20 protein-coding genes and 2 pseudogenes are annotated in these 21,018 nt (G+C 35.3%); 17 read left to right on the top strand and 5 right to left on the bottom strand.

Translation table 11 applies throughout. The features are described from left to right. The first annotated feature begins 36 nt into the window (after window positions 1-36). From V7150_RS00110 to V7150_RS00095, 4 genes and pseudogenes are all read left to right on the top strand, one after another. The gene (locus tag V7150_RS00110) at window positions 37-2,268 is read left to right on the top strand and encodes an EAL domain-containing protein (protein WP_335512402.1); all 2,232 of its coding nucleotides are present in this window, start codon (window positions 37-39) and stop codon (window positions 2,266-2,268) included. Between the two features lie 24 nt (window positions 2,269-2,292). Beyond that, window positions 2,293-3,969: a thiamine pyrophosphate-binding protein gene (locus V7150_RS00105; RefSeq protein ID WP_335512400.1), complete on the top strand. Its 1,677-nt coding sequence runs from the start codon at window positions 2,293-2,295 to the stop codon at window positions 3,967-3,969. Window position 3,970: 1 nt separating this feature from the next. Beyond that, window positions 3,971-4,339 carry a carboxymuconolactone decarboxylase family protein gene (locus V7150_RS00100; protein ID WP_335512399.1) on the top strand — a complete coding sequence of 123 codons (369 nt, stop codon included), beginning with the start codon at window positions 3,971-3,973 and terminating at the stop codon, window positions 4,337-4,339. Between the two features lie 149 nt (window positions 4,340-4,488). Continuing rightward, window positions 4,489-4,677: pseudogene (locus tag V7150_RS00095) on the top strand (IS1595 family transposase); the annotation flags it as partial. Here V7150_RS00095 and V7150_RS00090 read toward each other — a convergent pair. Next, on the bottom strand, window positions 4,649-4,777 hold the full coding sequence (locus tag V7150_RS00090; RefSeq protein WP_335512404.1) for a DUF6431 domain-containing protein: 129 nt from the start codon (window positions 4,775-4,777) through the stop codon (window positions 4,649-4,651). The pseudogene V7150_RS00095 and the gene V7150_RS00090 overlap by 29 nt on opposite strands. Window positions 4,778-5,298: 521 nt before the next feature. Between V7150_RS00090 and V7150_RS00085 the strand changes: the two are divergent. From V7150_RS00085 to V7150_RS00065, 5 genes and pseudogenes are all read left to right on the top strand, one after another. Then, window positions 5,299-5,730: pseudogene (locus tag V7150_RS00085) on the top strand (SRPBCC family protein). Window positions 5,731-5,907: 177 nt separating this feature from the next. Beyond that, window positions 5,908-6,840 carry an ABC transporter ATP-binding protein gene (locus V7150_RS00080; RefSeq protein WP_335512397.1) on the top strand — a complete coding sequence of 311 codons (933 nt, stop codon included), beginning with the start codon at window positions 5,908-5,910 and terminating at the stop codon, window positions 6,838-6,840. Next, on the top strand, window positions 6,837-7,937 hold the full coding sequence (locus tag V7150_RS00075) for an ABC transporter permease (RefSeq protein WP_335512395.1): 1,101 nt from the start codon (window positions 6,837-6,839) through the stop codon (window positions 7,935-7,937). The genes V7150_RS00080 and V7150_RS00075 overlap by 4 nt, the downstream gene beginning before the upstream one ends. A gap of 25 nt (window positions 7,938-7,962) precedes the next feature. Next, complete coding sequence (locus V7150_RS00070; RefSeq protein WP_335512393.1) at window positions 7,963-8,382, top strand: DUF6526 family protein; 420 nt, start codon at window positions 7,963-7,965, stop codon at window positions 8,380-8,382. 473 nt (window positions 8,383-8,855) lie between these two features. After that, entirely contained in the window at window positions 8,856-9,671 is an 816-nt protein-coding gene (locus V7150_RS00065; protein ID WP_335512391.1) for a CPBP family intramembrane glutamic endopeptidase, read from the top strand. A gap of 163 nt (window positions 9,672-9,834) precedes the next feature. On the opposite strand, the gene qoxD is transcribed toward V7150_RS00065, so the two are convergent. Genes qoxD through qoxA form a run of 4 tightly spaced genes read right to left on the bottom strand, consistent with a single transcriptional unit; the run spans window position 9,835 to window position 13,608 of the window. Further along, the gene (gene qoxD, locus V7150_RS00060; protein WP_335512389.1) at window positions 9,835-10,119 is read right to left on the bottom strand and encodes a cytochrome aa3 quinol oxidase subunit IV; all 285 of its coding nucleotides are present in this window, start codon (window positions 10,117-10,119) and stop codon (window positions 9,835-9,837) included. Between the two features lies 1 nt (window position 10,120). Then, window positions 10,121-10,717: a cytochrome aa3 quinol oxidase subunit III gene (qoxC, locus tag V7150_RS00055; RefSeq protein WP_335512387.1), complete on the bottom strand. Its 597-nt coding sequence runs from the start codon at window positions 10,715-10,717 to the stop codon at window positions 10,121-10,123. Between the two features lie 3 nt (window positions 10,718-10,720). Then, window positions 10,721-12,664 (bottom strand): cytochrome aa3 quinol oxidase subunit I, encoded by a 1,944-nt coding sequence (gene qoxB / locus V7150_RS00050; RefSeq protein ID WP_335512385.1) that lies wholly within the window; start codon window positions 12,662-12,664, stop codon window positions 10,721-10,723. A 44-nt stretch (window positions 12,665-12,708) separates the two neighbouring features. Then, window positions 12,709-13,608: a cytochrome aa3 quinol oxidase subunit II gene (qoxA, locus tag V7150_RS00045; protein ID WP_335512383.1), complete on the bottom strand. Its 900-nt coding sequence runs from the start codon at window positions 13,606-13,608 to the stop codon at window positions 12,709-12,711. A gap of 444 nt (window positions 13,609-14,052) precedes the next feature. Here qoxA and V7150_RS00040 point away from each other — a divergent pair, with 444 nt between their 5' ends. The 8 genes from V7150_RS00040 to V7150_RS00005 form a co-directional block, all read left to right on the top strand. Beyond that, window positions 14,053-14,247, top strand: a complete 195-nt coding sequence (locus V7150_RS00040) for a hypothetical protein (RefSeq protein ID WP_335512380.1) — start codon at window positions 14,053-14,055, stop codon at window positions 14,245-14,247. Window positions 14,248-14,379: 132 nt separating this feature from the next. Then, window positions 14,380-15,810 (top strand): PLP-dependent aminotransferase family protein, encoded by a 1,431-nt coding sequence (locus tag V7150_RS00035; protein WP_335512378.1) that lies wholly within the window; start codon window positions 14,380-14,382, stop codon window positions 15,808-15,810. 277 nt (window positions 15,811-16,087) lie between these two features. Beyond that, on the top strand, window positions 16,088-16,279 hold the full coding sequence (locus tag V7150_RS00030; protein ID WP_335512375.1) for a hypothetical protein: 192 nt from the start codon (window positions 16,088-16,090) through the stop codon (window positions 16,277-16,279). Continuing rightward, a complete protein-coding gene (locus tag V7150_RS00025) occupies window positions 16,279-17,580 on the top strand; it encodes an aminotransferase class I/II-fold pyridoxal phosphate-dependent enzyme (RefSeq protein WP_335512373.1) in 1,302 nt (433 codons plus the stop codon). The genes V7150_RS00030 and V7150_RS00025 overlap by 1 nt, the downstream gene beginning before the upstream one ends. A gap of 4 nt (window positions 17,581-17,584) precedes the next feature. Beyond that, window positions 17,585-18,328 (top strand): hydrogen peroxide-dependent heme synthase, encoded by a 744-nt coding sequence (gene hemQ / locus V7150_RS00020; RefSeq protein WP_335512371.1) that lies wholly within the window; start codon window positions 17,585-17,587, stop codon window positions 18,326-18,328. A gap of 39 nt (window positions 18,329-18,367) precedes the next feature. Continuing rightward, a complete protein-coding gene (locus tag V7150_RS00015) occupies window positions 18,368-19,843 on the top strand; it encodes an aminotransferase class I/II-fold pyridoxal phosphate-dependent enzyme (RefSeq protein WP_335512369.1) in 1,476 nt (491 codons plus the stop codon). Between the two features lie 23 nt (window positions 19,844-19,866). Then, the gene (gene deoC / locus V7150_RS00010) at window positions 19,867-20,511 is read left to right on the top strand and encodes a deoxyribose-phosphate aldolase (RefSeq protein WP_335512367.1); all 645 of its coding nucleotides are present in this window, start codon (window positions 19,867-19,869) and stop codon (window positions 20,509-20,511) included. Window positions 20,512-20,634: 123 nt separating this feature from the next. Then, on the top strand, window positions 20,635-21,018 hold a 384-nt coding region (locus V7150_RS00005; RefSeq protein ID WP_335512365.1), incomplete at its 3' end, for an SCO family protein.

The raw sequence follows: 21,018 nt of genomic DNA, 5'->3' as shown, positions 1-21,018 counted from the left end.
ATTAATATTGTATTTGATTTTTGAGGAGTTTGAAAAATGAGTGTCAAAGAACCGAAATATGTAACAGAGTCAAAGAGATTGTGTAAAGAAAGTGGTATGGATCCAAACATAATAGCGAGTCCTAAAAAATTTATGACAAAACAGGAACTTTATAGTAAAAGAAAATCATACAGTGATATACTATCTGTTGTAAGTTATTTTTCTAATAAGCTATTGGATTCATTAAAAGGAACTCCGATATTGATTGTTATTTCCGATTCTGTTGGATATTTGTTAGATATGGTAGGTGACGAAACAATCAAGACTACCGTAGAACAATTTGGTATTAAACAGGGAAGTCTTTTTACCCAGGAAGATACGGGTACGAATGTCATTAGTTTAGCCTTACAGCAAAGACATCCGATTACTTTAATAGGTGAAGATCATTATCATAGATTTCTTTTTGAAGTGGCTTGTTATGGTGCGGCGTTCCATTACACGGATGAAGATAATTTACTCGGTAGTGTTTGTATAATGATGCCAATCGTTTTTCAAAATCCGTTATTTTTAACCATGCTGTCTCAAGTTGTAGATTCGATTGAAAGAGAATTGTTACTTAGAAAGCAAAATAAGAAACTAAATATAATGAATCAAATTATGTTAAGCAGGACAAGAAATGGGATTGTTATTACTGATGAAAAAGGTATCACAACAGAGTTTAATGATTTTGCCCAAAAAATTTCTAATCGAAGTAGAGGGTCTGTTTTAGGAAAGAGAATTTACGAATCTGATTTAACAGGGGATTATTTTAAACGTGTTATTGAGTATGAAGAAAAATATGAAAATGAAGAACTTAAGTTTATTAACGAGAATGGTGATAAAGTAGTTTGCTTATTTGATGCACAGCCGATTTATGAAGATGATAAGCTTATTGGTGCTTTTGGTCAATTTAGGGATATAACCGATCGATATTTAATTGAAGAAAAATATAACTACTTGGCATATCATGATGATTTAACCGGCTTGCCAAACAGGCGTTACATACAAAAAGAAATAGAAACAATTATCAAGAGAAATCATGTCGGAAATAATCCGAAATTAGCTATTATGTTTTTAGACCTAGATCGATTTAAAATCATAAATGACACCTTTGGGCATTCTAATGGCGATATATTGCTGACAAAAGTTACCAATAGATTAGTTGAATGTCTTGGGGAAAATGATAAACTGGCTCGTTTGGGTGGGGACGAATTCATTTTTTTATTAAAAGATTTTGAAAATGATCATTATGTCATTGAAATAGCAGACCGCGTGTTAGAGCAATTTAAGCATCCTTTCATTGTGAATACAAATGAATTTCACACTACTGTTAGCATTGGAATAGCTATATACCCTAGACAGACGATAACTCTTGAAGATTTTATGGTATATGCAGATACTGCTATGTACAAAGCAAAATCTCAAGGTAAAAATGGATATGTTGTCTATACTTCTGATATGTTTAATAATTCAGGTGAGGAAATAAAATTTGAATCTGATATAAGAAAAGCATTGGAGAATAATGAATTTCGCCTGCATTATCAGCCTCAAGTTTGTAATAAAACGGGAAGAATTGTTGGAGTAGAAGCACTGATTAGATGGAATCACCCGAAGTATGGTCTAATTTATCCGGATAAATTTATTAAGTTAGCTGAAGAAACAGGATTAATTACAGAGATTGGGGAATGGGTAATAGAACAAGCTTGTATCCAAAATAAAAAATGGCAAAATTTAGGTATGGGACCAATTTCTATTGCAGTTAATCTATCTTCGCAACAATTCTTTAAGCTAAATTTAGTTGGTTTTGTGAAAAGAGTATTAGATCAAACAGGACTTAATCCTAAATATTTAATTTTAGAAATTACCGAATCTATGGCTATGGATTTTACTTATTCACTAAAAGTTCTAAGGCAATTGAAGGATATTGGTATCTGTATTAGTATAGATGATTTTGGTACTGGGTATAGTTCTTTAAGTTACCTTAAGAAATTCCCTATTGATTATTTAAAGATTGATAGATCATTCGTTAGAGATATTATGGAAGATAATAACGATGTTAACATAGTTAAAGCGATCATAACTTTAGCTCATAATCTTGGTTTACAAGTTATTGCAGAGGGTGTGGAGACAAAAGAGCAACTAGAGTTTTTAAAGAAAAATAATTGTGATAAAATTCAAGGTTATTTTTTTAGTAAACCTATTGAAGCGGAGCAATTTGAACAAATTTATGCTCCAATGCTCCAGAAATAAATTATGTTGGAGAGGTATAGCTCAATGGAAATGGTAGTAGATAAGGCGGAGTGTTTAATAAGTAAGAGGGAAACCTGTGCATCTATTCTAGCAAAAAATATTAAGCAATGGGGAATTAATCATATATTTGGAATACCTGGTAAAGCAATTTCCCCAATAATTTATGCTGCAGATCAGCAAGGTATAGAATTTGTATTAAGTAAGCATGAGACTGGTGGAGGTTTTTCCGCATCTGGATATTCTTTAATGAATAATAAGATAGGAATAGCAATTGGTACTTCAGGTCCTGGTGGAACGAACTTACTTACAGCAGCTGGTCAAGCGAAGGCATCAAATATTCCATTGCTCATTATTACAGGGCATCCCGGTATGAAAGATACTGGTAAGCCGATGGGACAGGATTCCACTGTTTTCGGTACGGATTTAGTTGAATTGTTTAAGCATGTAACTAAATTTAGTGTTCGTGTTGATCGAGGCGACATGTTACAAATCTATTTACAACATGCACTTGAAAAAGCAGTTTCAGGTATAAAAGGTCCAGTTCATTTATCTATTCCTTTTGATATTTTAACAGAAGAGATTGTTCCTTTTGAATTAGAATTCCCATCGTCTCATGAAATGATTTCACCTGACCTTGATAAAGTTGTTGATTTCCTAAATTCAGCTAATCGACCTCTCATGTTTTTAGGAAAAGGAGTTCATTCAAGTAAAGCATATAAAGAGGTTCGTCTACTTGCGGAAAATTGGAAAATCCCAGTCATTACAACCCCTGGTGGAAAAGGAACATTTGTTAATAATCATCTGCTCTCGTTAGGTGGATTCGGGTTAGGTGGTTCTAAGGAAGCGAATGATTACCTCTTGCAGGGAGTTGATTTATTATTAGTTATTGGATCAAAATTGAGTGATATGTCTACTGCGGGTTTTTCAAAAGAAATGTATCCTAAACATATTATTCATTTTGATTATGATCAAACTTTTATCGGTAAAACAATTGATGTCCCTACAACTACTGTATTAGGTGATATTCGTTCAAATCTAAGATTTATTTTGAAAGATGTTACGGATAAAGAAAACTCAGAATTTCTAATCCCTAAACAACATCATCAAGTAAGAATAAATGACCGGTATGAACGTATGTCGGCAGAAACTACGGTAAAAGTGATAAGAAATTCACTTCCTGATGATACAATTGTTTTTGGAGACGATGGTAGTCATACTTTCTACGGTATTAAATATTTTGATATTTTTGAACCAGCTACATTCTTTTTTGATGATATTTTTGGAGCAATGGGTCATGCAATTGGTTATTCTATTGGCGCCAAAATAGCAGCACCTGATAAAAAAATTGTTTGCTTAGTTGGGGATGGTTGTATGTTCATGCACGGAAATGAAATTTCAACCGCTTTAAATTATAATTCGCCGGTACTTTTTATTGTATTAAATAATGGTATGTTAGATATGGTTGAAAAGGGTATGAGAAAAATGAATGGTAAATCCGTTGGTGCTGTGTACAATACACCTTTAGATGTATCATTATACGCTCAATCAATGGGATTGGATTCTTTTCAATGCTATAATCCTATCGATTTAAAAGAGGCAATAGATCAGGCTTTACAGCTGATTGAAATAAAGGAAAAGCCGGTCGTTGTTGAGGTAATAATCAACCAAGATGAAATTCCACCAACTATGGGGAGGCAATAGGATGGAGAAGAATAATAGATTTGATTCAGGTCTTTCAACAGTTAAGAAGATGGTTTCTCAAGAAGCTCTCGAAAACATGTCAGGTATGAAGAATATTTCACCTGATTTTTGGGAGATGATTGTTTCATTCGGCTTTGGAGATGTATATGCAAGGGAAGGATTATCTTTCGATAAGAGAGAAATTATAACATTAACTTCTCTTATCACTCAAGGAGCATTTGATCAACTTGAATTTCACATTCGAGCTGCACTGAATGTAGGACTTACTGAAAATGAAATTAAAGAAATTATTATACAATGTGCAGCATATGTTGGATTTCCAAAAGCTGTTCAAGCTATGTTAATCGCTGGTAATGTTTTTGAAAAGTAGTACTAAATGGTTAAATAGAAATATCCTTAGAAAAAATTTATTGACTTCTAGATTGAAAGCACCCGTAAGCGAGTTTACCGGGTGTTTTTCGTATTATTTATAGTTAAACTCTACTAAGTACAGTTAATTTAGCTTTTATAGCTTTTAAAGCTGAAAGTTTGGATATAAAAATATCTACTGCATTTAATTGGAGACACAAAATCCTGAACGCTAGTAACACAAGGTTTTAATCAATTTAAGGTATCGTTAAAAGGGACGAAACCTTTTTTCGTAAATCTTATAAAGGTCGAGAAGTGATACATCGAAACCCTAAGAAAAGTGCAACAAAAGAAGAAAAAGAGCATTCCTGTTAGTGCACCTTAATCGACGTATATTATATGTCTTATTCTCACCAGAGCTATCAATTGATTTTCTGTCCCTGGTTCCAATGACACTCATGCTTTTCCAAACAACAAGGAGATGGTATCCTCCCCGTACCCCTAAAAAAAACTCCATCAAAAGTATTTTCAATAAGTTATAAACTGATACAATGACCATATACTTTTTTGTGGGACGTTTCCTGTATAACTGTTGGCGCAGTTATACATAATGGGAGGCGTCTTTTCCTTTCTCCAGATATTGACATGGACATTATACTCGTCAACCACCGGACAGGCAATACCGTCATCTTTCGGTAATAATAGACTGTCAAAAACAATTAATATCAACTTTTAAACTCCTTTTTTAATTATCTTTAAACAAGATTATTCCAATGTAATTATGCCTTCGCCTACTTCTGGTTTTCCTTGCTGCAGCTTCAATGACCTTATTCGGTATTACTTCGGTTTATATATAAAATTTTTAGGAAAGCATTTTAGAAATGGAGATATAAGCCAAAATTTTTTTTTTAAAACTGCCACTCTCTATTCAAAAATGGTAAAATACAAAATAGAACAAATGTTCTTTTGGAGGTAAACAAAATGGAAACAGGTAATAAAGTGAAAATAACGGTAAAAACAACAGTTAATGCACCATTAGAAAAAGTATGGAAATATTGGACAGAGCCAATACATATAATAAAATGGAACAATGCTTCAGATGACTGGCACACGCCATTTGCTGAAAATGATTTAAGAGTTGGTGGGGAATTTATTTGAAGAATGGAAGCTAAAGATGGCAGTTTTGGATTTGATTTTAGTGGAATTTATGATGAAGTGCAATTCCATGAGGTAATTTCTTATACTCTGGGTGATGGAAGAAAAGTTAATATCACTTTTATAGGTCAAGAAAACGAAACCAAGATCAAAGAAACTTTTGATGCGGAAACTATCAATTCAATTGAGTTACAACAAGGAGGATGGCAGGCGATTTTAGATAATTTTAAAAAATATGCAGATCAATCAACAATTTGAAAAATAGCCGAGAAGAATGATCACTAGCTGACATCTGACTTTAGATTAGTGATACTAGATTGGATTTATTATTCTTAAAAGTAAGAAGACTCAAGTTCATTTTTGAGTTTTTAATCATAATTGATTCAATCACCTTATATGTCATTCTCTAAAATGAGAGGTGGAGGAGGCACCTATATGAATTTTTCTGAAGATACGATTATTGATGTAAAAGGACTTGTAAAAAATTATGGATCATTTAAAGCTGTGAATGGTGTCCATTTTCAAGTACATAATGGAGAGATATTTGGTCTCTTAGGTCCCAATGGTGCAGGGAAAACGACTACACTAGAAATGCTGGTTGGACTGCGTAAGCCAGATGAAGGAACAGCCATAATTGGTACACATGATATATTACGTGAGCTTACAAAAGTAAAGGAAATCATCGGAGTACAGTTACAATCAACTTCGCTTTTTGACCTACTGACTGTAGAGGAAATTCTGCAAATGTACGCAAGCTTTTATCCATCACATATTCCTATTTCACCATTAATAGATGATATGTTACTTACTGAGAAAAGAAAAAGTCGGATAAAAGGGCTTTCAGGTGGTCAAAAGCAGCGTTTAGCGATTGCTCTTGCGTTGGTTCACGATCCACATGTTGTATTTTTGGATGAACCGACAACAGGGCTAGATCCTCAAGCTAGACGAACATTATGGGATATCGTGCTACAATTGAAAAATAAAGGCAAGACAATCGTGCTAACCACTCATTATATGGATGAAGCGCACATTTTATGTGATCGAATTGCCATTATGGATCAAGGAGAACTAATTGCTTTGGATACACCGACTCAATTAGTGAAAAGTCTTCAATCCGATAGCGCCTTGGAATTTAGAGTCTTACAGGAAGAAGAATTCATTGATTTCTCTAGTATTGAAGGTGTAAAAAAAGTTGGAAAGCAATCCGATGTCCACATGCTCTATTCGGATCATTTACAGAAAACTTTGACGAGCTTAATCCATTTTGCAACTGAAAAAAACCTGCAGCTGGTGGATATACAAACAAGGACAGCGACACTAGAGGATGTATTTATACATATGACTGGAAGGAGTTTAAGAGAGGCATGAAGGCTTACTGGCAGTTAACACTTGCGCAGCTGCGCATTTTTCTCAGGAATCGCCAAGTGCTGATGTGGACATTGATTTTTCCAATCCTGCTTATGTCCATGCTAGGTTTATTTTTAGGTAAAGGAAATGGAATCTCTTTAACAATCGGAGTAATTGATCATGATCACACATCGTTCTCAAATGAGTTTGTGAACGCTATTAGCAAAAATGAAGCCATTCATCTTGTGTTACAAAAAGATGAAGAAGATGCACAAACAAGTCTGAAAAATGGTGATTTGCAGCTGGTGGTTACCATTCCTAAGGGCTATGAATCTAGTTTAAAAAATAGTGGATCACAACCATTGCCTTTCACCATCCCGGTTTATTATAATGATACGAATTTTGCTGTATCACAAGTAGGATTGGCGCTTGTCAATGGAGTAATAGATGAGATCAGTAAACAAAGGGTTTCCTATGAGCCTGTCGTTGAAATGGAATCTCACGGAATCAAAGCTCTACATTTAAAATATATTGATTTCTTGGTTCCAGGAATTGTCGCGATGATGATTATGAGTAACAACATGAATGGGGTAGCTGGTCAGATTGCTGCATGGAGAGAGCGGGGGATTTTACGGAGGATGCAAGGGACTACACTCAAAGCCTCTACTTTCATTGCAGCACAAATTACTGCAAGGCTGCTAATGAATGGATTGCAAGCGCTGATTGTATTACTCGTTGCCCATATCCTATTTGGGGTGGAAATTCGGGGTTCTTGGTTCACCTTAATAAGTTTTATCATACTTGGAACACTTGCGTTTATGGCAATAGGTTTTATCATTGCGGGAATTGCCAAAACACCTGAAAGTGCTGCACCTATAGCTGGAGTTTTATCTTTTCCTATGTTGTTTTTAGGGGGGGTTTTCTTCCCAATAAAAAATATGCCGGAGTTTCTTCAGCCTATCGTAAAGCTGCTGCCGATTTCACATTTAAGCACAGCATTGCGTGAAATTATGAATGTAGGGGCAGCCTGGAGCAGCTTAGGGCTGGAAGCAGCCATTTTAGGAGGTTGGGTAATAGCTGCATTTGTGATTGCTAGCTATACATTTAAATGGGAATAAAAAGCATTTTCAGGAGGGAAAACAAATGAATCAAAATTACAAAAATCACCGAAGATATCATCCACTTTTTCATCTTATCTTATCATTCTTATTATTACTTACATTGGTGGGAGCAATATGGTTCGTCATTAGGAACGGAGTCAGCTTATCAGGTATCCTTTATTTAGCCATCGTGGTGATTTTAGTTATCATGTTCCTATTAATTCGACAATATCCGTTAAAGGTGCAGGATCGAGCGATAAGAGCAGAAGAGAATCTTCGTCATTATGTTTTGACAGGAGAATTACTAGATTCAAAACTTACAATAGGTCAAATTACTGCTCTTCGTTTTGCTAGTGATGCTGAGCTGCCTGAACTAAGTGTAAGGGCAGCTTCACAAAATTTAAGCCCAGATGATATTAAGAAACAGATTACTAATTGGAAAGCAGATTATTATAGAGTGTAGAAATAAGAAAAATTTACTCTCCCTATTGAATAGAAGTACATGGGTAAATGTAGTGTGATTTTTTCAGTGAAATCCACTACTTTTTTTTTTCTTTTTACCTGTTAAACTAAATCTGTCACTGTTCACTAGGCAAGTAAAGTTAGTAAACTTCCAAACAAATCAAACTGGCATTTTTATTTATGGAAGTTAGCTGAAAATGTCGTCAAGTTCAGATACTGCTTGTTCTTGAATGTTTCGCGTTACATGAGAGTATAAATCCATAGTAATTGCAATTTTGGAATAACCCTAATCTTGCACTCTCTACTTTGGGATGGACATTCTTTTGCAATATCCATATATATCCATCCAGAACGTATGATAAGATTAGTAAAGAGGTTAGTATTAGAGGAATGTACTTTATTTTTCCAGCTTTGATGTTGGCTCGTAAGCTACTAAAAAGAGGAGCGAGAGAAATGCACTGGGGAAAAGTATTGATGCATTGTTTAGTTATGGTTATCTTGTTTTTGGCAGCAGCTATTTTTGTGAATCCTCTGACGGACGGGATTGATAACGGCACCATTCGGGTTGTTGTTAAAGAACTTATACGTATTGGAGTTACTGTTGGACTGCTTTGGTTGTATGCAAGGCTGTTCTTTAAAAAATCGAGTGCATATTTTGGTATTCATCAACGATTCAAGACTGAAAAAATATGGGTCTTTGTTGGTTTAGCATTGCCGCTAACAGTAATCGTATTTTATATACTCACACAATACGTCGTTTTTGAAAAGCAAGATCAACTTCCTCTTAATACTGTGCTAACGTTTATTATTGGCTCTTTCATTACGGCATGCTCTGCAGGGGTGATCGAAGAGATTTTGTTTCGTGGCTATTTGTTTAAGCTAATCGAAGATAAATGGAATGCGGTAATGGCTGTTTTAGTGACTTCCGTCTTATTTGGTGCGCTTCATTTACTTACAGTCAATGGGCAGCAGTTGCTTGATGTGTGTTTGATCCTTATCGCAGGTACCTTGGTCGGCATCCTATTTTCGCTTATTGTTTATAAGACAAGAGTTGTCTGGAATGCGGTCGTGGTGCATATAATATGGAACTTTTTCATGAACTCCAAAATTGTACAATTTGTTTCGGCAGGCGAACAAAACCACTCCTCACTCGTAATATTCAGGTTTACATCGGACAGTATTTGGATTACAGGTGGAACATTTGGAATAGATGTTGCGGTTCCTGTTGCCGTGATGTATGTACTAACTATCTCTTGGCTCGCCTTCCGTAAACCTAATGTACTTCTTTAGAATTTATGTAAGTTATTACACATTCTGGAACAGTTATAGATGCATTTTTTTTGTTTTTATAGCTACAGAAGAGATCTAGTAGAAACAAGATAAAGGTATTAAAAAAAGGTAAATGAAAATAGAAAAGGAGCGTCCAAAATGACGCTCCCTATTAATATACGTATTATACATAACCCCAAATCATGCAAAGTAATGTTCCGAAGACAGTTACAAGGGCAATGACCAATGCATAATAGATGTTCGTATAAATTGCTCCTTTATCCTCGGTTTCGCCGGCATGCATAAACACCACTAATTGAAGACCTGCCTGCAGGAAAGCTGTCACTAAAAGAACCGTCATCCCTATAGTGAAGGACATGTTAAAAAAGTAAACAGCAAGAGCAAGTAGAGTGAAAAAAATGGAAAATGCAAAGCCCATAACCTGTTTTAGAGGGAATAATTCTTTCATTTTACATCATTCCTTTCAAGTAGACGAAACTAAAGATGAAGATCCAGACAACATCAAGGAAATGCCAATATAGAGAAAAGATAAATGCTTTATTAGCTGTTTCTGTAGTTAAACCTCGTTTTTTAATCTGAAGGAGGATACATAATCCCCAGAAGAAACCAAATGTTACGTGCGCACCATGTGTTCCTAATGTTGTTAATAGTATGGCTGTAAAAGCACTTGTTTGTAGTCCTGCCCCAATGTGAACATAGTGAACGAACTCAAAAATCTCAAATCCTAAGAATACTAAACCTAGAAGTAGTGTAACAGCAAAAAATGTCATCATTGCAGTTTTCTTGCCAAGGCGCATAGCGTGAATTCCAAGCCCGATGACAAAACTACTTGTTAAAAGCACGAATGTTTCAATTAATACTGGAGTAATTTCAAATATCTCTGCACCAGTTGGGCCGGTACCAGTACGATCAACCAACGTGAAGTATGAAGCAAAAAGTGTTCCAAAAAGCATAATTTCTGCTCCGAGAAAAATCCAGAAACCTAAGATATTTAATTGATTTTGGTGTGTTTTATATTCTAGTGGCAGCGAGTTTTCTAATTTCATATTTTAAGCGCCTCGCAATTCTTTTTCTTTTTTTTCTATATCTTTAACAGAAATATAATGACCATGATCTTGTGTGAATGAACGGTGAACCATACATCCAAGAATTCCGATTGTTGTTATGATTAATGGTATCCACATACCAAATACAAATGAAAAACCCCAAGCGAAGAAGAAACAAGACATGATAAATGGAACCCCGCTGTTATTAGGCATATGAATCTTTTTATATTCACCTGGGAATAACGTATGTCCCTTCATTTTAGAATCCCAGAATGCTTCAATTGATTCGGCTTGTGGTGTAATCGCAAAATTATAGGCTGGCACAGGATTGTGAGTAGCCCATTCAAGAGTACGTGCATCCCACGGATCGGAACTAATATTTCTAGATGCATAACGAGTACTGTAATAGATATTGTAAACAAGCAAAGCAAATCCGATTGCAAGTCCAAGTGCTCCAATAAATGAAAGTAAATTTAATGGTCCAAATCCTGTAGATTCAGAGTATGTGTACATACGGCGAGCTTGGCCATTTAAACCAGTAAAGAACATTGGAAAAAAAGTTACATTAAAACTGATTGCGATAAACCAGAATGCCCATTTTCCGATTCTTTCGTTCAACATGAATCCGAACATTTTTGGCCACCAGTAGGTGAGTCCTGCAATCATAGCAAAGACAACACCAGGAATTATGGTATAGTGAAAGTGAGCTACTAAAAACATAGTATTATGATATTGGTAATCGGCGGCAGACATCCCAAGCATAACTCCCGTAACCCCGCCAATTGTAAAAATGGGAATGAAGCCTACTGAATATAGCATTGGAACAGTAAAAACAATTTTTCCTCTCCAAAGAGTAAATAACCAGTTAAAGATTTTAATTCCTGTTGGAATCGCAATCGCCATTGTTGTAATCGAGAAGATACTGTTAGTTAGTGCTCCCTGACCCATTGTAAAGAAGTGATGTGTCCATACTAAGAATGAAAGAAATGATATGATAACCATAGAGGCCACCATTGATTTATAACCGTACAAGTTACGACGTGCAAAGGTTGAAATGATCTCACTATAAACCCCAAATGCAGGTAAAACTAAGATATAAACTTCAGGATGACCCCAAACCCAGAAAAGGTTAGCCCAAAGCATATCCATACCGCCATTGCTGGTTGTAAAGAAATTGGTTCCAAAAAGACGGTCCATCGTTCCCATTAATAGCGCGACAGTTAGCACAGGGAAAGCGAAAACGACGATAGCGTTAGCGGTTAAGGCAGACCAAGTGAAAATTGGCATTTTCATTAAGGTGATACCAGGTGCCCTCATTTTTAATATGGTAGTAATAAAGTTAATCCCAGACAATAGGGTACCAAGACCTGCTATCTGTAGGGCTAGCATGTAATAGTTCGTTCCTACCGATTTACTAAAATCATTTCCTGCTAGCGGAAAATAAGAGGTCCAACCTGCATCAGGAGAACCGCCAATAACGAAAGAGATGTTAAATAACATCGCACCCATGAAAAATAACCAAAAACTAAGTGCATTTAATCGTGGAAATGCAACGTCACGTGCACCGATTTGTAATGGAACAACGAAATTCATTAAAGCATAGATAAATGGCATAGCCATAAAAATAATCATAACAATCCCATGAGTTGTGAAGACTTCATTATAATGCTGTGCATCTAACAGCTTATTATCAGGTACGGCGGTTTGAGCACGCATCATAATCGCATCTACACCACCACGGAAAAGCATGAGTAAAGCCGATATCAAATACATGATGCCGATCCGTTTATGGTCAACGGTTGTTAACCATTCACGCCATAGATAACCCCATTTTTTGAAATAGGTTAAACCTGCAATTATAGCGATAACAGTAAGACCGATGGCAACCATCGATGCGTAAATCGCAGGACTTGGATGAGGAATAGCAAATCGATCAAAGTAATCCATACATTCATGACTCCTTTCGGTAATAGCAACTTTGAAAACTTTTGTTATTGCATATGTTCAGCGTTTTTATCTTTGGAATGTTCAGAAGAATCGATTGAATTATGGTTATGCCCACCATTTTCAGCTGTTCTAGGCGGCAGGTATTCTAAATGTGTACCAGTAAATGTTAATTTTCCTAGGTGACCAGGTTCTAATAATTCAGTGAATTTTTCTTTCGTAAGGGGCTTAGCCGTTTCTTTAACTTCTTTTACCCATTTATTAAAGTCATTTTCAGGCATTGCTTTGACATCAAAAGTATTTTCAGCAAATCCCTTTCCACTGAAGTTTGCATTTCGGCCCATATATTCTCCAGGAACGTCAGCTGCTAAGTGTAAAGTAGTAACCATATCTGACATTGCATATTTTTGTCCTCCTAATTGAGGAATCCAAAAACTTGTAATTGGTCCGTTTGAATAAAGTTTAAATTCTAGTGGTCTATCTGTTGGTATATATAGGTAGTTAACGGTTTCAATATCTTCATTTGGATAACTGAAATGCCACTTCCAGTTAGAAGATGTAGCAAAAATGATTAATGGTTTTTTATTTTCGTATCCTTTTGGGGCGGCTTCAACTTTATTATTGCTTTGAACGGAAACAATTGAGAGAAATATGATGATTAAAACGGGAATTCCGACACAAATCGCTTCAACGAATGCATTCCCCTCAATATGAGGTGGTTCATAATTTTTGCTTTGTTTTGATGCCCGGTATTTCATTAACATATAAGCAAGCATCCCAAAAACGACAATAACAATAAAGGACATGATCCAAATCGAAAGCATAATATCCTTAGCCTGTGTTTGGGCTTGTGGTCCTTTGGGATTCAAAACCATTAGCGGTTCGCACCCTGTTAACACAGTGACAATAGTAAAAATTACCGTTGGAATAGCCCATTTCTTTTTCATGGACAAACCCCTTTCATTTGTTTTAGTAGTTTCATAGCCAAAAATAATGAGTTACCGTGTAACATGATTCACAATTGGTTTTCATGTTAGTCACAGGGTTTTAGAAAGGCAAGTAAATGTGAAAAATGTAACAAAATGTTCAAAAAGATATAACTATTTATTGGTAAAGATATTTTTTATTATGTAATTTAATTGTAAATAAGGTATTATTATCAGTTATGTTTCTTTGATAATCCGGGAAATAGGTTTATGAATGTAATTATGGAGTTTTAAGATAAAAAGTGGATGGTTAAATTTTAAGACAATTGGATGGCTTATATTTGTTATCCATATACTATAATTGTTAAGAAAGATTCACTTCCGAAAAGACTCTAGAAATTGTCCTTAATTGATCCTTGTTCAATTATTATATATAACTATATTTTACGTTTTAAGAGGTGTAACATGGGGATTTTAACTATTTTGGTATTCGTAGTCATAATAATAGCAATTATTTCAACATTATTGTTAGCTGGTAAAGGAGACGAAAAATATAGTAGCTCCTCAAAAAGAAACACTACAAATTTAACTTTAATTTATGCTATTTTTATTCCAGTACTTTTAATTGCGCTTGGAATATTTATTGTGTTTTTCACCTAGTAGTCTATAAAAAAACCTATTGTCATATAGATGATAGGTTTTTTAGAAATTTAGGTTATAACTGATTAAAAAAATATATAAAGAATATAATAATTAGACTAAAAAAAATCAAGATCATAAGGACTGTAGTATATGGATTGGAAACCAGAACGGAAAGCAAAAAAAGCTATTTATAAACAACTTGCTGAATATATAGAAAATGGAATTGCAGATGGTACATTTCCTCCTGATAAACCATTACCTTCCGAAAGAAAATTAGCTAAAGACCTTAATATAAACAGAAGTACAGTGGTTGCAGCATATGACGAGTTGGAATCAAATGGACTTATCCAAAGAAATAGAGGAAGCGGGACGACGATCAGTAAAGATATATGGGGGATTACCAAGAAACGTATTCCGAGCTGGAACAGGTATATTGAAGCTGGATCGTTTTTACCTAATCTACCTGTAACCCAGAGGATACGAAAAGAAGCGGTAGATCATAAGCTGATTAATCTAGCTAGCGGGGAACTGTCGGAAGATCTTTTTCCGCTTAAATCCTTACGGGAGATTACTTCGACTAGATCGTTTATTGGAAGCTTAGGTTATGATCATCCACAGGGTAACGCAATATTACGAGAGACTATTGCAAAGCATGTTAAGCAATATCGAAGTATTGAAACAAATCCTTCATCTATATTAATTACATCTGGAGCACAACAAGCATTGCATTTGGTTGTTCAATGCCTGTTAAAACCAGGAGATGCAGTTGCCTTGGAAGATCCCTCTTATAGCTACAATCTCCCGATTTTTAAATCAGCAGGACTTAAAACTTATTTTTTACCAGTAAACAAAGATGGGATAAACCCGGAGGATTTACTGTCATTACATAAAAAGCATCGAATTAGAATGATATTTTTGAATCCAGCTTTTCAAAATCCAACAGGAGCTTTACTTAAAGAAAACCAACGGAAAGCTATATTAGAAATATCTTCTGAACATGGTATTCCTGTGGTCGAGGACGATCCATATAGTTTAACGTCTTTTACAGGGCAAAAGATCTCCACACTAAAATCGATGGATGTTCACGGAAATGTCTTATATATTAGCTCTTTATCAAAAATCGTTGCTTCTGGGTTAAGAATTGGTTGGATTATTGGGCCGAGACCTGTTATTGAAAGATTATCCGATGCAAAGCAGCAAATTGATTTTGGTCATGCCAGTTTTACTCAATGGATAGCAAATGATTTTTTAGAATCAGATAATTTTCATTTTCATATTAAAAGCTTGGTAAAAGAATTAGAAAAAAGAAGAGATCAAATTGTCTCTAGCCTTAGGTTTTATTTAAAGGATCAAGTTGAATTTAATATCCCTCAGGGAGGCATCCATATATGGTGCAGGCTAAATAAAGACTTTAATGAAATGCAATTATTAGAGGAATCAATCAAAAGAGGAGTTATTTTTGTCCCGGGTTCCACGATGGGGTCTAAAAAGGGCTTTGTCCGTTTTACTTTTGCAAGGGAAGATGAAGAATCAATAAATGAAGGAATTAAAAGGTTTTCGGAAGCACTTAATTTCCTTTAATTCCTTTTAAACAGTTTATCGTTTTATTCTTAAAAAGAATCATGATAGTTTCATGATTCTTTTTACTTTGAATGACAAGTGGACGGGTAAAAAAGCGGATGATTGGATGGTTAAAAAAATTCTAAATCCTTTATTATGGAGAAGTGGATTCTTGTAATATCCATATACATGGCAAAAAATAATGAAGATTTATCGGTAAACTGTGTGAATCGATTCACAATTATCTTTTCACAATAAAGTTTAAATATTTCTGTTTGTATGTATGTTGTATCCTAAATTGATTGGAGGGAAAGGGTTCTACCAGCAGCTTCTTGCTCATGGAATAATTGTTCGTTATGGCGATACATGGGGAATGTCCGGGCATATCCGAATATCTATTGGAACATTGGAAGAGAATACTATATTAATAGAAGCAATTAGTTCAATCCTCTTAAAATTGCGGTTAGTTAACTTTAAAGGAGAGATATAATGAACGAACTTGCACAGAAGCTAAATGATGACTTAATAAAATTAAATTCTAATGTTTATCACTTATTATCTAGCTTAGGTAAGAAGCTATATTACCCAAAAGGAATCTTGAGCCAAAGTACTGAAGCAAGCAAAAAAGCTACTCGATTTAATGCAACGATTGGAATTGCTACTGAAAACAATGTTCCTATGCATTTTGAACATATTCAGGAAACATTACAAGGTTATTCTCCTGAAAATGTTTACCCGTATGCCCCACCCTCTGGAATATTTGAGCTGCGGTTGGAATGGAAAAGGAAGTTACTAAGAGATAACCCGTCCTTACAAGATAAAAGTATCGGGATTCCTATTACCACCAATGCCCTTACCCATGGGTTGAGTATTGCAGCTGATCTTTTTGTCGATGAAAATGACGTCATTATTCTGCCAGATAAATATTGGGGGAACTATCAGACTATTTTTCAAGTTCGACGAGGAGGCCATCTTAAGACATTTAAGCTTTTTGATGAGTTCGAAAAATTTAATGTTAGGGCATTCAGGGAACGTTTAATGGAACAAGTGGATGCAGGTAAGGTAATTGTATTACTTAATTTTCCAAATAACCCTACAGGATACACTCCTGATGAAGATGAAGTTCAAGGAATTATTTCAGTAATTTTGGAAGCAGCTGAAGCAGGTATAAATATTGCTGTGATTCTTGATGATGCCTATTTCGGATTGTTTTATGAAGACTCGGTTAAAGAATCTTTATTTGGCAGGTTAGCTGAACTTCACCCGAAAATATTGCCAATTAAGGTAGACGGAGCAACAAAGGAAAATTATGTTTGGGGCCTAAGAGTTGGGTTCCTTACTTTTGCCTCCGAAAGCACTGAACTATTAGAAATTCTGGAACAAAAAACAAAAGGCTTAATCAGAGGGACAATTTCTAGTGGTTCCCATCTGTCACAGACAATCATTTTACAATCATTGCAATCTAATCAATTTGAAGTTGAAAAACGTCAAAAGTATGAAGTATTGAAGCAAAGGGCAATCAAGGTCAAAGAGATTATTCGTAATGAAAAGTTTAAGGAAGTTTGGAGCATTTATCCATTTAACTCAGGATATTTCATGTGTTTAAAGCTTTTAAAAGTGGATGCAGAAAAGCTCAGACTTCATTTGCTAGATGAGTATGGATTAGGAACAATTGCAATTAATTCAACTGACTTAAGAATTGCTTTTTCTTGTGTAGAAGAAAAGGATTTAGAAGAACTTTTTGAATTGATCTATCGTGGTAACAATGATTTATTAACAGAGGGAGTATGAACAAATGTCTAATGCTGCAGAAACACTTGAAGGGTGGTACTGCCTGAATGATTTTCGCAAAATTGATTGGAAGAGCTGGAAGTCTATAAACGATCATCAACGCCAAGAAGTTCTTGAAGAGATGATGGAATTGTGGAACCAATGGTCTGATACTCAAGAAAAATCAAAAGGCAGTCATGCCCTCTTTCAAATAGTAGGGCATAAAGCAGATATCATGTTAATGTTTCTTCGTCCAACCCTAGAAGAACTAACTCAAATAGAATTAGCTTTTCATAAAACAAAATTCGCTGAGTATACAGTGCAGTCTACATCGTATGTATCAGTAGTAGAACTCAGTAATTATCTTCCTAAAGGGGAAGATCCTTATGGTAATCCAGAAATAAGGGGAAGATTGTTTCCCAAAATCCCAAACAACGGCTATATTTGTTTTTATCCGATGAATAAGCTTCGTAGTGGAAATGATAATTGGTATATGCTGCCAAGCAGAGAGCGCAATCAAATGATGAGGAATCATAGCTTAATTGGGCGAAAGTATGCGGGTAAAGTAAAACAAATCATTTTAGGCTCTGTTGGATTTGATGATTATGAATGGGGAGTAGCACTATTTGGTGAGGATCCTATTCATTTTAAAAAGCTAATTTATGAGATGCGCTTTGATGAAGTAAGTGCCCGCTTTGGTGAATTTGGTACCTTTTATGTAGGAAAGTATGTGCCTAAAGAACACTTTAATCATCTATTACAACTGTGATTGACTTCAATATGCTAGATGTGAAAGGGTGTGTAAAAATTGGTTACCCAATTTGATACTCCATTATTTACAGCCTTAAAAAAACATGCAGAAAAAAATCCGATCCAATTCCACATTCCCGGCCATAAAAAAGGGAACGGAATGGATCCTGAGTTTAGAGAATTTATTGGCGAAAATGCTCTTTCTATCGATTTAATCAACATAGGACCTCTTGATGATTTACATTTTCCAAAAGGAATTATAAAACAGTCACAAGAGTTAGCTGCCAAAGCATTTGGGGCGGATTATACGTTTTTCTCTGTACAGGGAACAAGCGGTGCCATTATGGCTATGATTATGTCTGTTTGCGGACCAGGTGATAAAATTCTAGTGCCGCGAAATGTTCACAAATCCATCATGAGTGCTATCGTTTTATCGGGTGCTATTCCTATATTTATACATCCTGAAGTGGATTCATACTTCGGAATCTCTCATGGAATCACACCAGATTCTATTGAAAGAGCATTAGCGTTACATCCAGACACCAGAGCAGTTCTTGTTATTAATCCAACTTATTATGGTATTTCTGGGGACTTGAGAAAAATTGTGAACATTGCACATTCCAGGAATATTCCGGTGCTTGTAGATGAAGCACATGGAGCTCATATTCATTTCCATAAGGAACTGCCCTTATCTGCTATGGAGGCAGGTGCTGACATAGCTGCAACAAGTGTGCATAAATTAGGTGGCTCCCTTACTCAGAGCTCTATTTTGAATTTGCGGGGAAATCTTATTTCTTCTAAGCGGGTTCAATCGGTTTTAAGTATGCTGACGACAACCTCGACCTCCTATTTATTATTGGCTTCATTAGATGTTGCTAGAAAATCGTTAGCTACCGTAGGACAAGCCTTACTTGAGGATACGATTCAAAAAGCTGAAGCTACACGTTCAAAAATTAACGAAATTGACCATTTATATTGTATGGGGCGTGAAATTTTAGAATCAACTGCAGGAGTTGCTTTGGATCCCACAAAGATTTTAATATCCGTAAAAGAACTTGGTATCACAGGTTTTAAAGCTGAAAAGTGGCTTCGGAATAGATTTAATATTGAAGTGGAATTATCTGATCTTTATAACATCCTTTGTATTGTCACACCTGGTGACTCTGAAGAAAATTTGTTAACACTTGTACATGCGTTAACAGAACTTTCAGAGGAGCATAAAAATCAGACAGATGAAAATGTAGACAGTTCTGTCTTATTGCCTGAGATTCCTTCGTTGGCATTAACACCACGCGATGCTTTTTATTCGGAAACGGAAGTGATTCCATTTGACCAGTCTACTGGAAGGATCATTGCAGAATTTGTAATGGTATATCCCCCTGGAATCCCTATCTTTATACCAGGTGAAATAATAACTGAAGATAATTTACTATATACACGAAAAAATATCGAAGCTGGTCTGCCTGTTCAAGGTGCAGAAGATGATGAACTAAAAACTATACGTGTATTTAAAGAACATTTAGCTATTAAATAAAAGCAAATAAGGCGGTGTATAAGTTGAACTATACAAAATTGATTGATCATACATTACTTTCAGCTGATACTAAGGAAAATGAAATCATTAACTTATGTGAAGAGGCAAAAAAATATGGATTTGCGTCCGTATGTGTAAATCCTGCATGGGTAAGTCTATCAGCGAAACTCTTGAATGATACAGATGTAAATGTGTGTACGGTTATCGGGTTTCCTCTAGGTGCAAGTACACCTGAGACCAAGGCGTTTGAAGCCAAAAATGCTATTGAAAACGGGGCTGTAGAAATAGATACAGTTATTAATATTGGTGCATTAAAAGATAAAAACGATGCATTGGTAGAAGAAGATATACGTGCTGTTGTTGATGCCGCGAAAGGGAAGGCTTTGGTAAAAGTTATTATTGAGGCATGCCTATTAACCGATGAAGAGGAAGTACGTGCTTGTGAATTATCAGTAAAAGCTGGAGCAGACTATGTTAAAACTTCAACAGGCTTTTCTTTGTACGGTGCAACTGTTGAGGATGTAGTGATCATGAGAAATGCAGTTGGACCAAGTGTTGGTGTTAAGGCATCAGGGGGTGTCCGTAACATAGATGATATTAAAGCAATGGTCGATGCCGGAGCATCAAGAATAGGTACTAGTTCAGCAGTTAAAATATTTGAAAAATAGATAAAGCAATACTATCAATCTACTAAAAAATATTACAGAATTATTAGTTACAATGAAAAGTAGGCCGTTTTCTTACAATAAGATTTCGGTTTTTTTATTCATTTGTATAGAGGTGAAATAATTATGAAGAAAATAGTAAAGATTACAGTATCTTTTTTCATTGTTCTTCTGCTAACTAGCTGTGGAGAAGGAATAAAAGATCCTCTAAATTGGGAATTAACGAATTTTTTGGCTAAAACTGAAGAAGGAAAAGATATAAACTTAGCAGATTTAAAAGGGAAAGTATGGGTTGCAGATTTTATCTTTACGAATTGCGCAACCGTTTGTCCTCCGATGACAGCTAATATGACTAAGCTGCAAGGGATGTTAAAAGAACAAGAATTAGATGTAGAAATTGTTTCATTCAGTGTGGATCCAACTGTTGATACACCTGAAAAGTTAAAGGAATATGTCTTAAAATTTAATGGAGACTTATCAAATTGGCATTTATTAACGGGATACTCACAA

Source organism: Neobacillus drentensis, assembly GCF_036965245.1.
Classification (GTDB): Bacteria; Bacillota; Bacilli; order Bacillales; family Cytobacillaceae; genus Neobacillus; species Neobacillus drentensis_G.
Note: the sequence above shows the minus strand (reverse complement) of the source record. Positions and strands in the feature narration are given on the sequence as shown.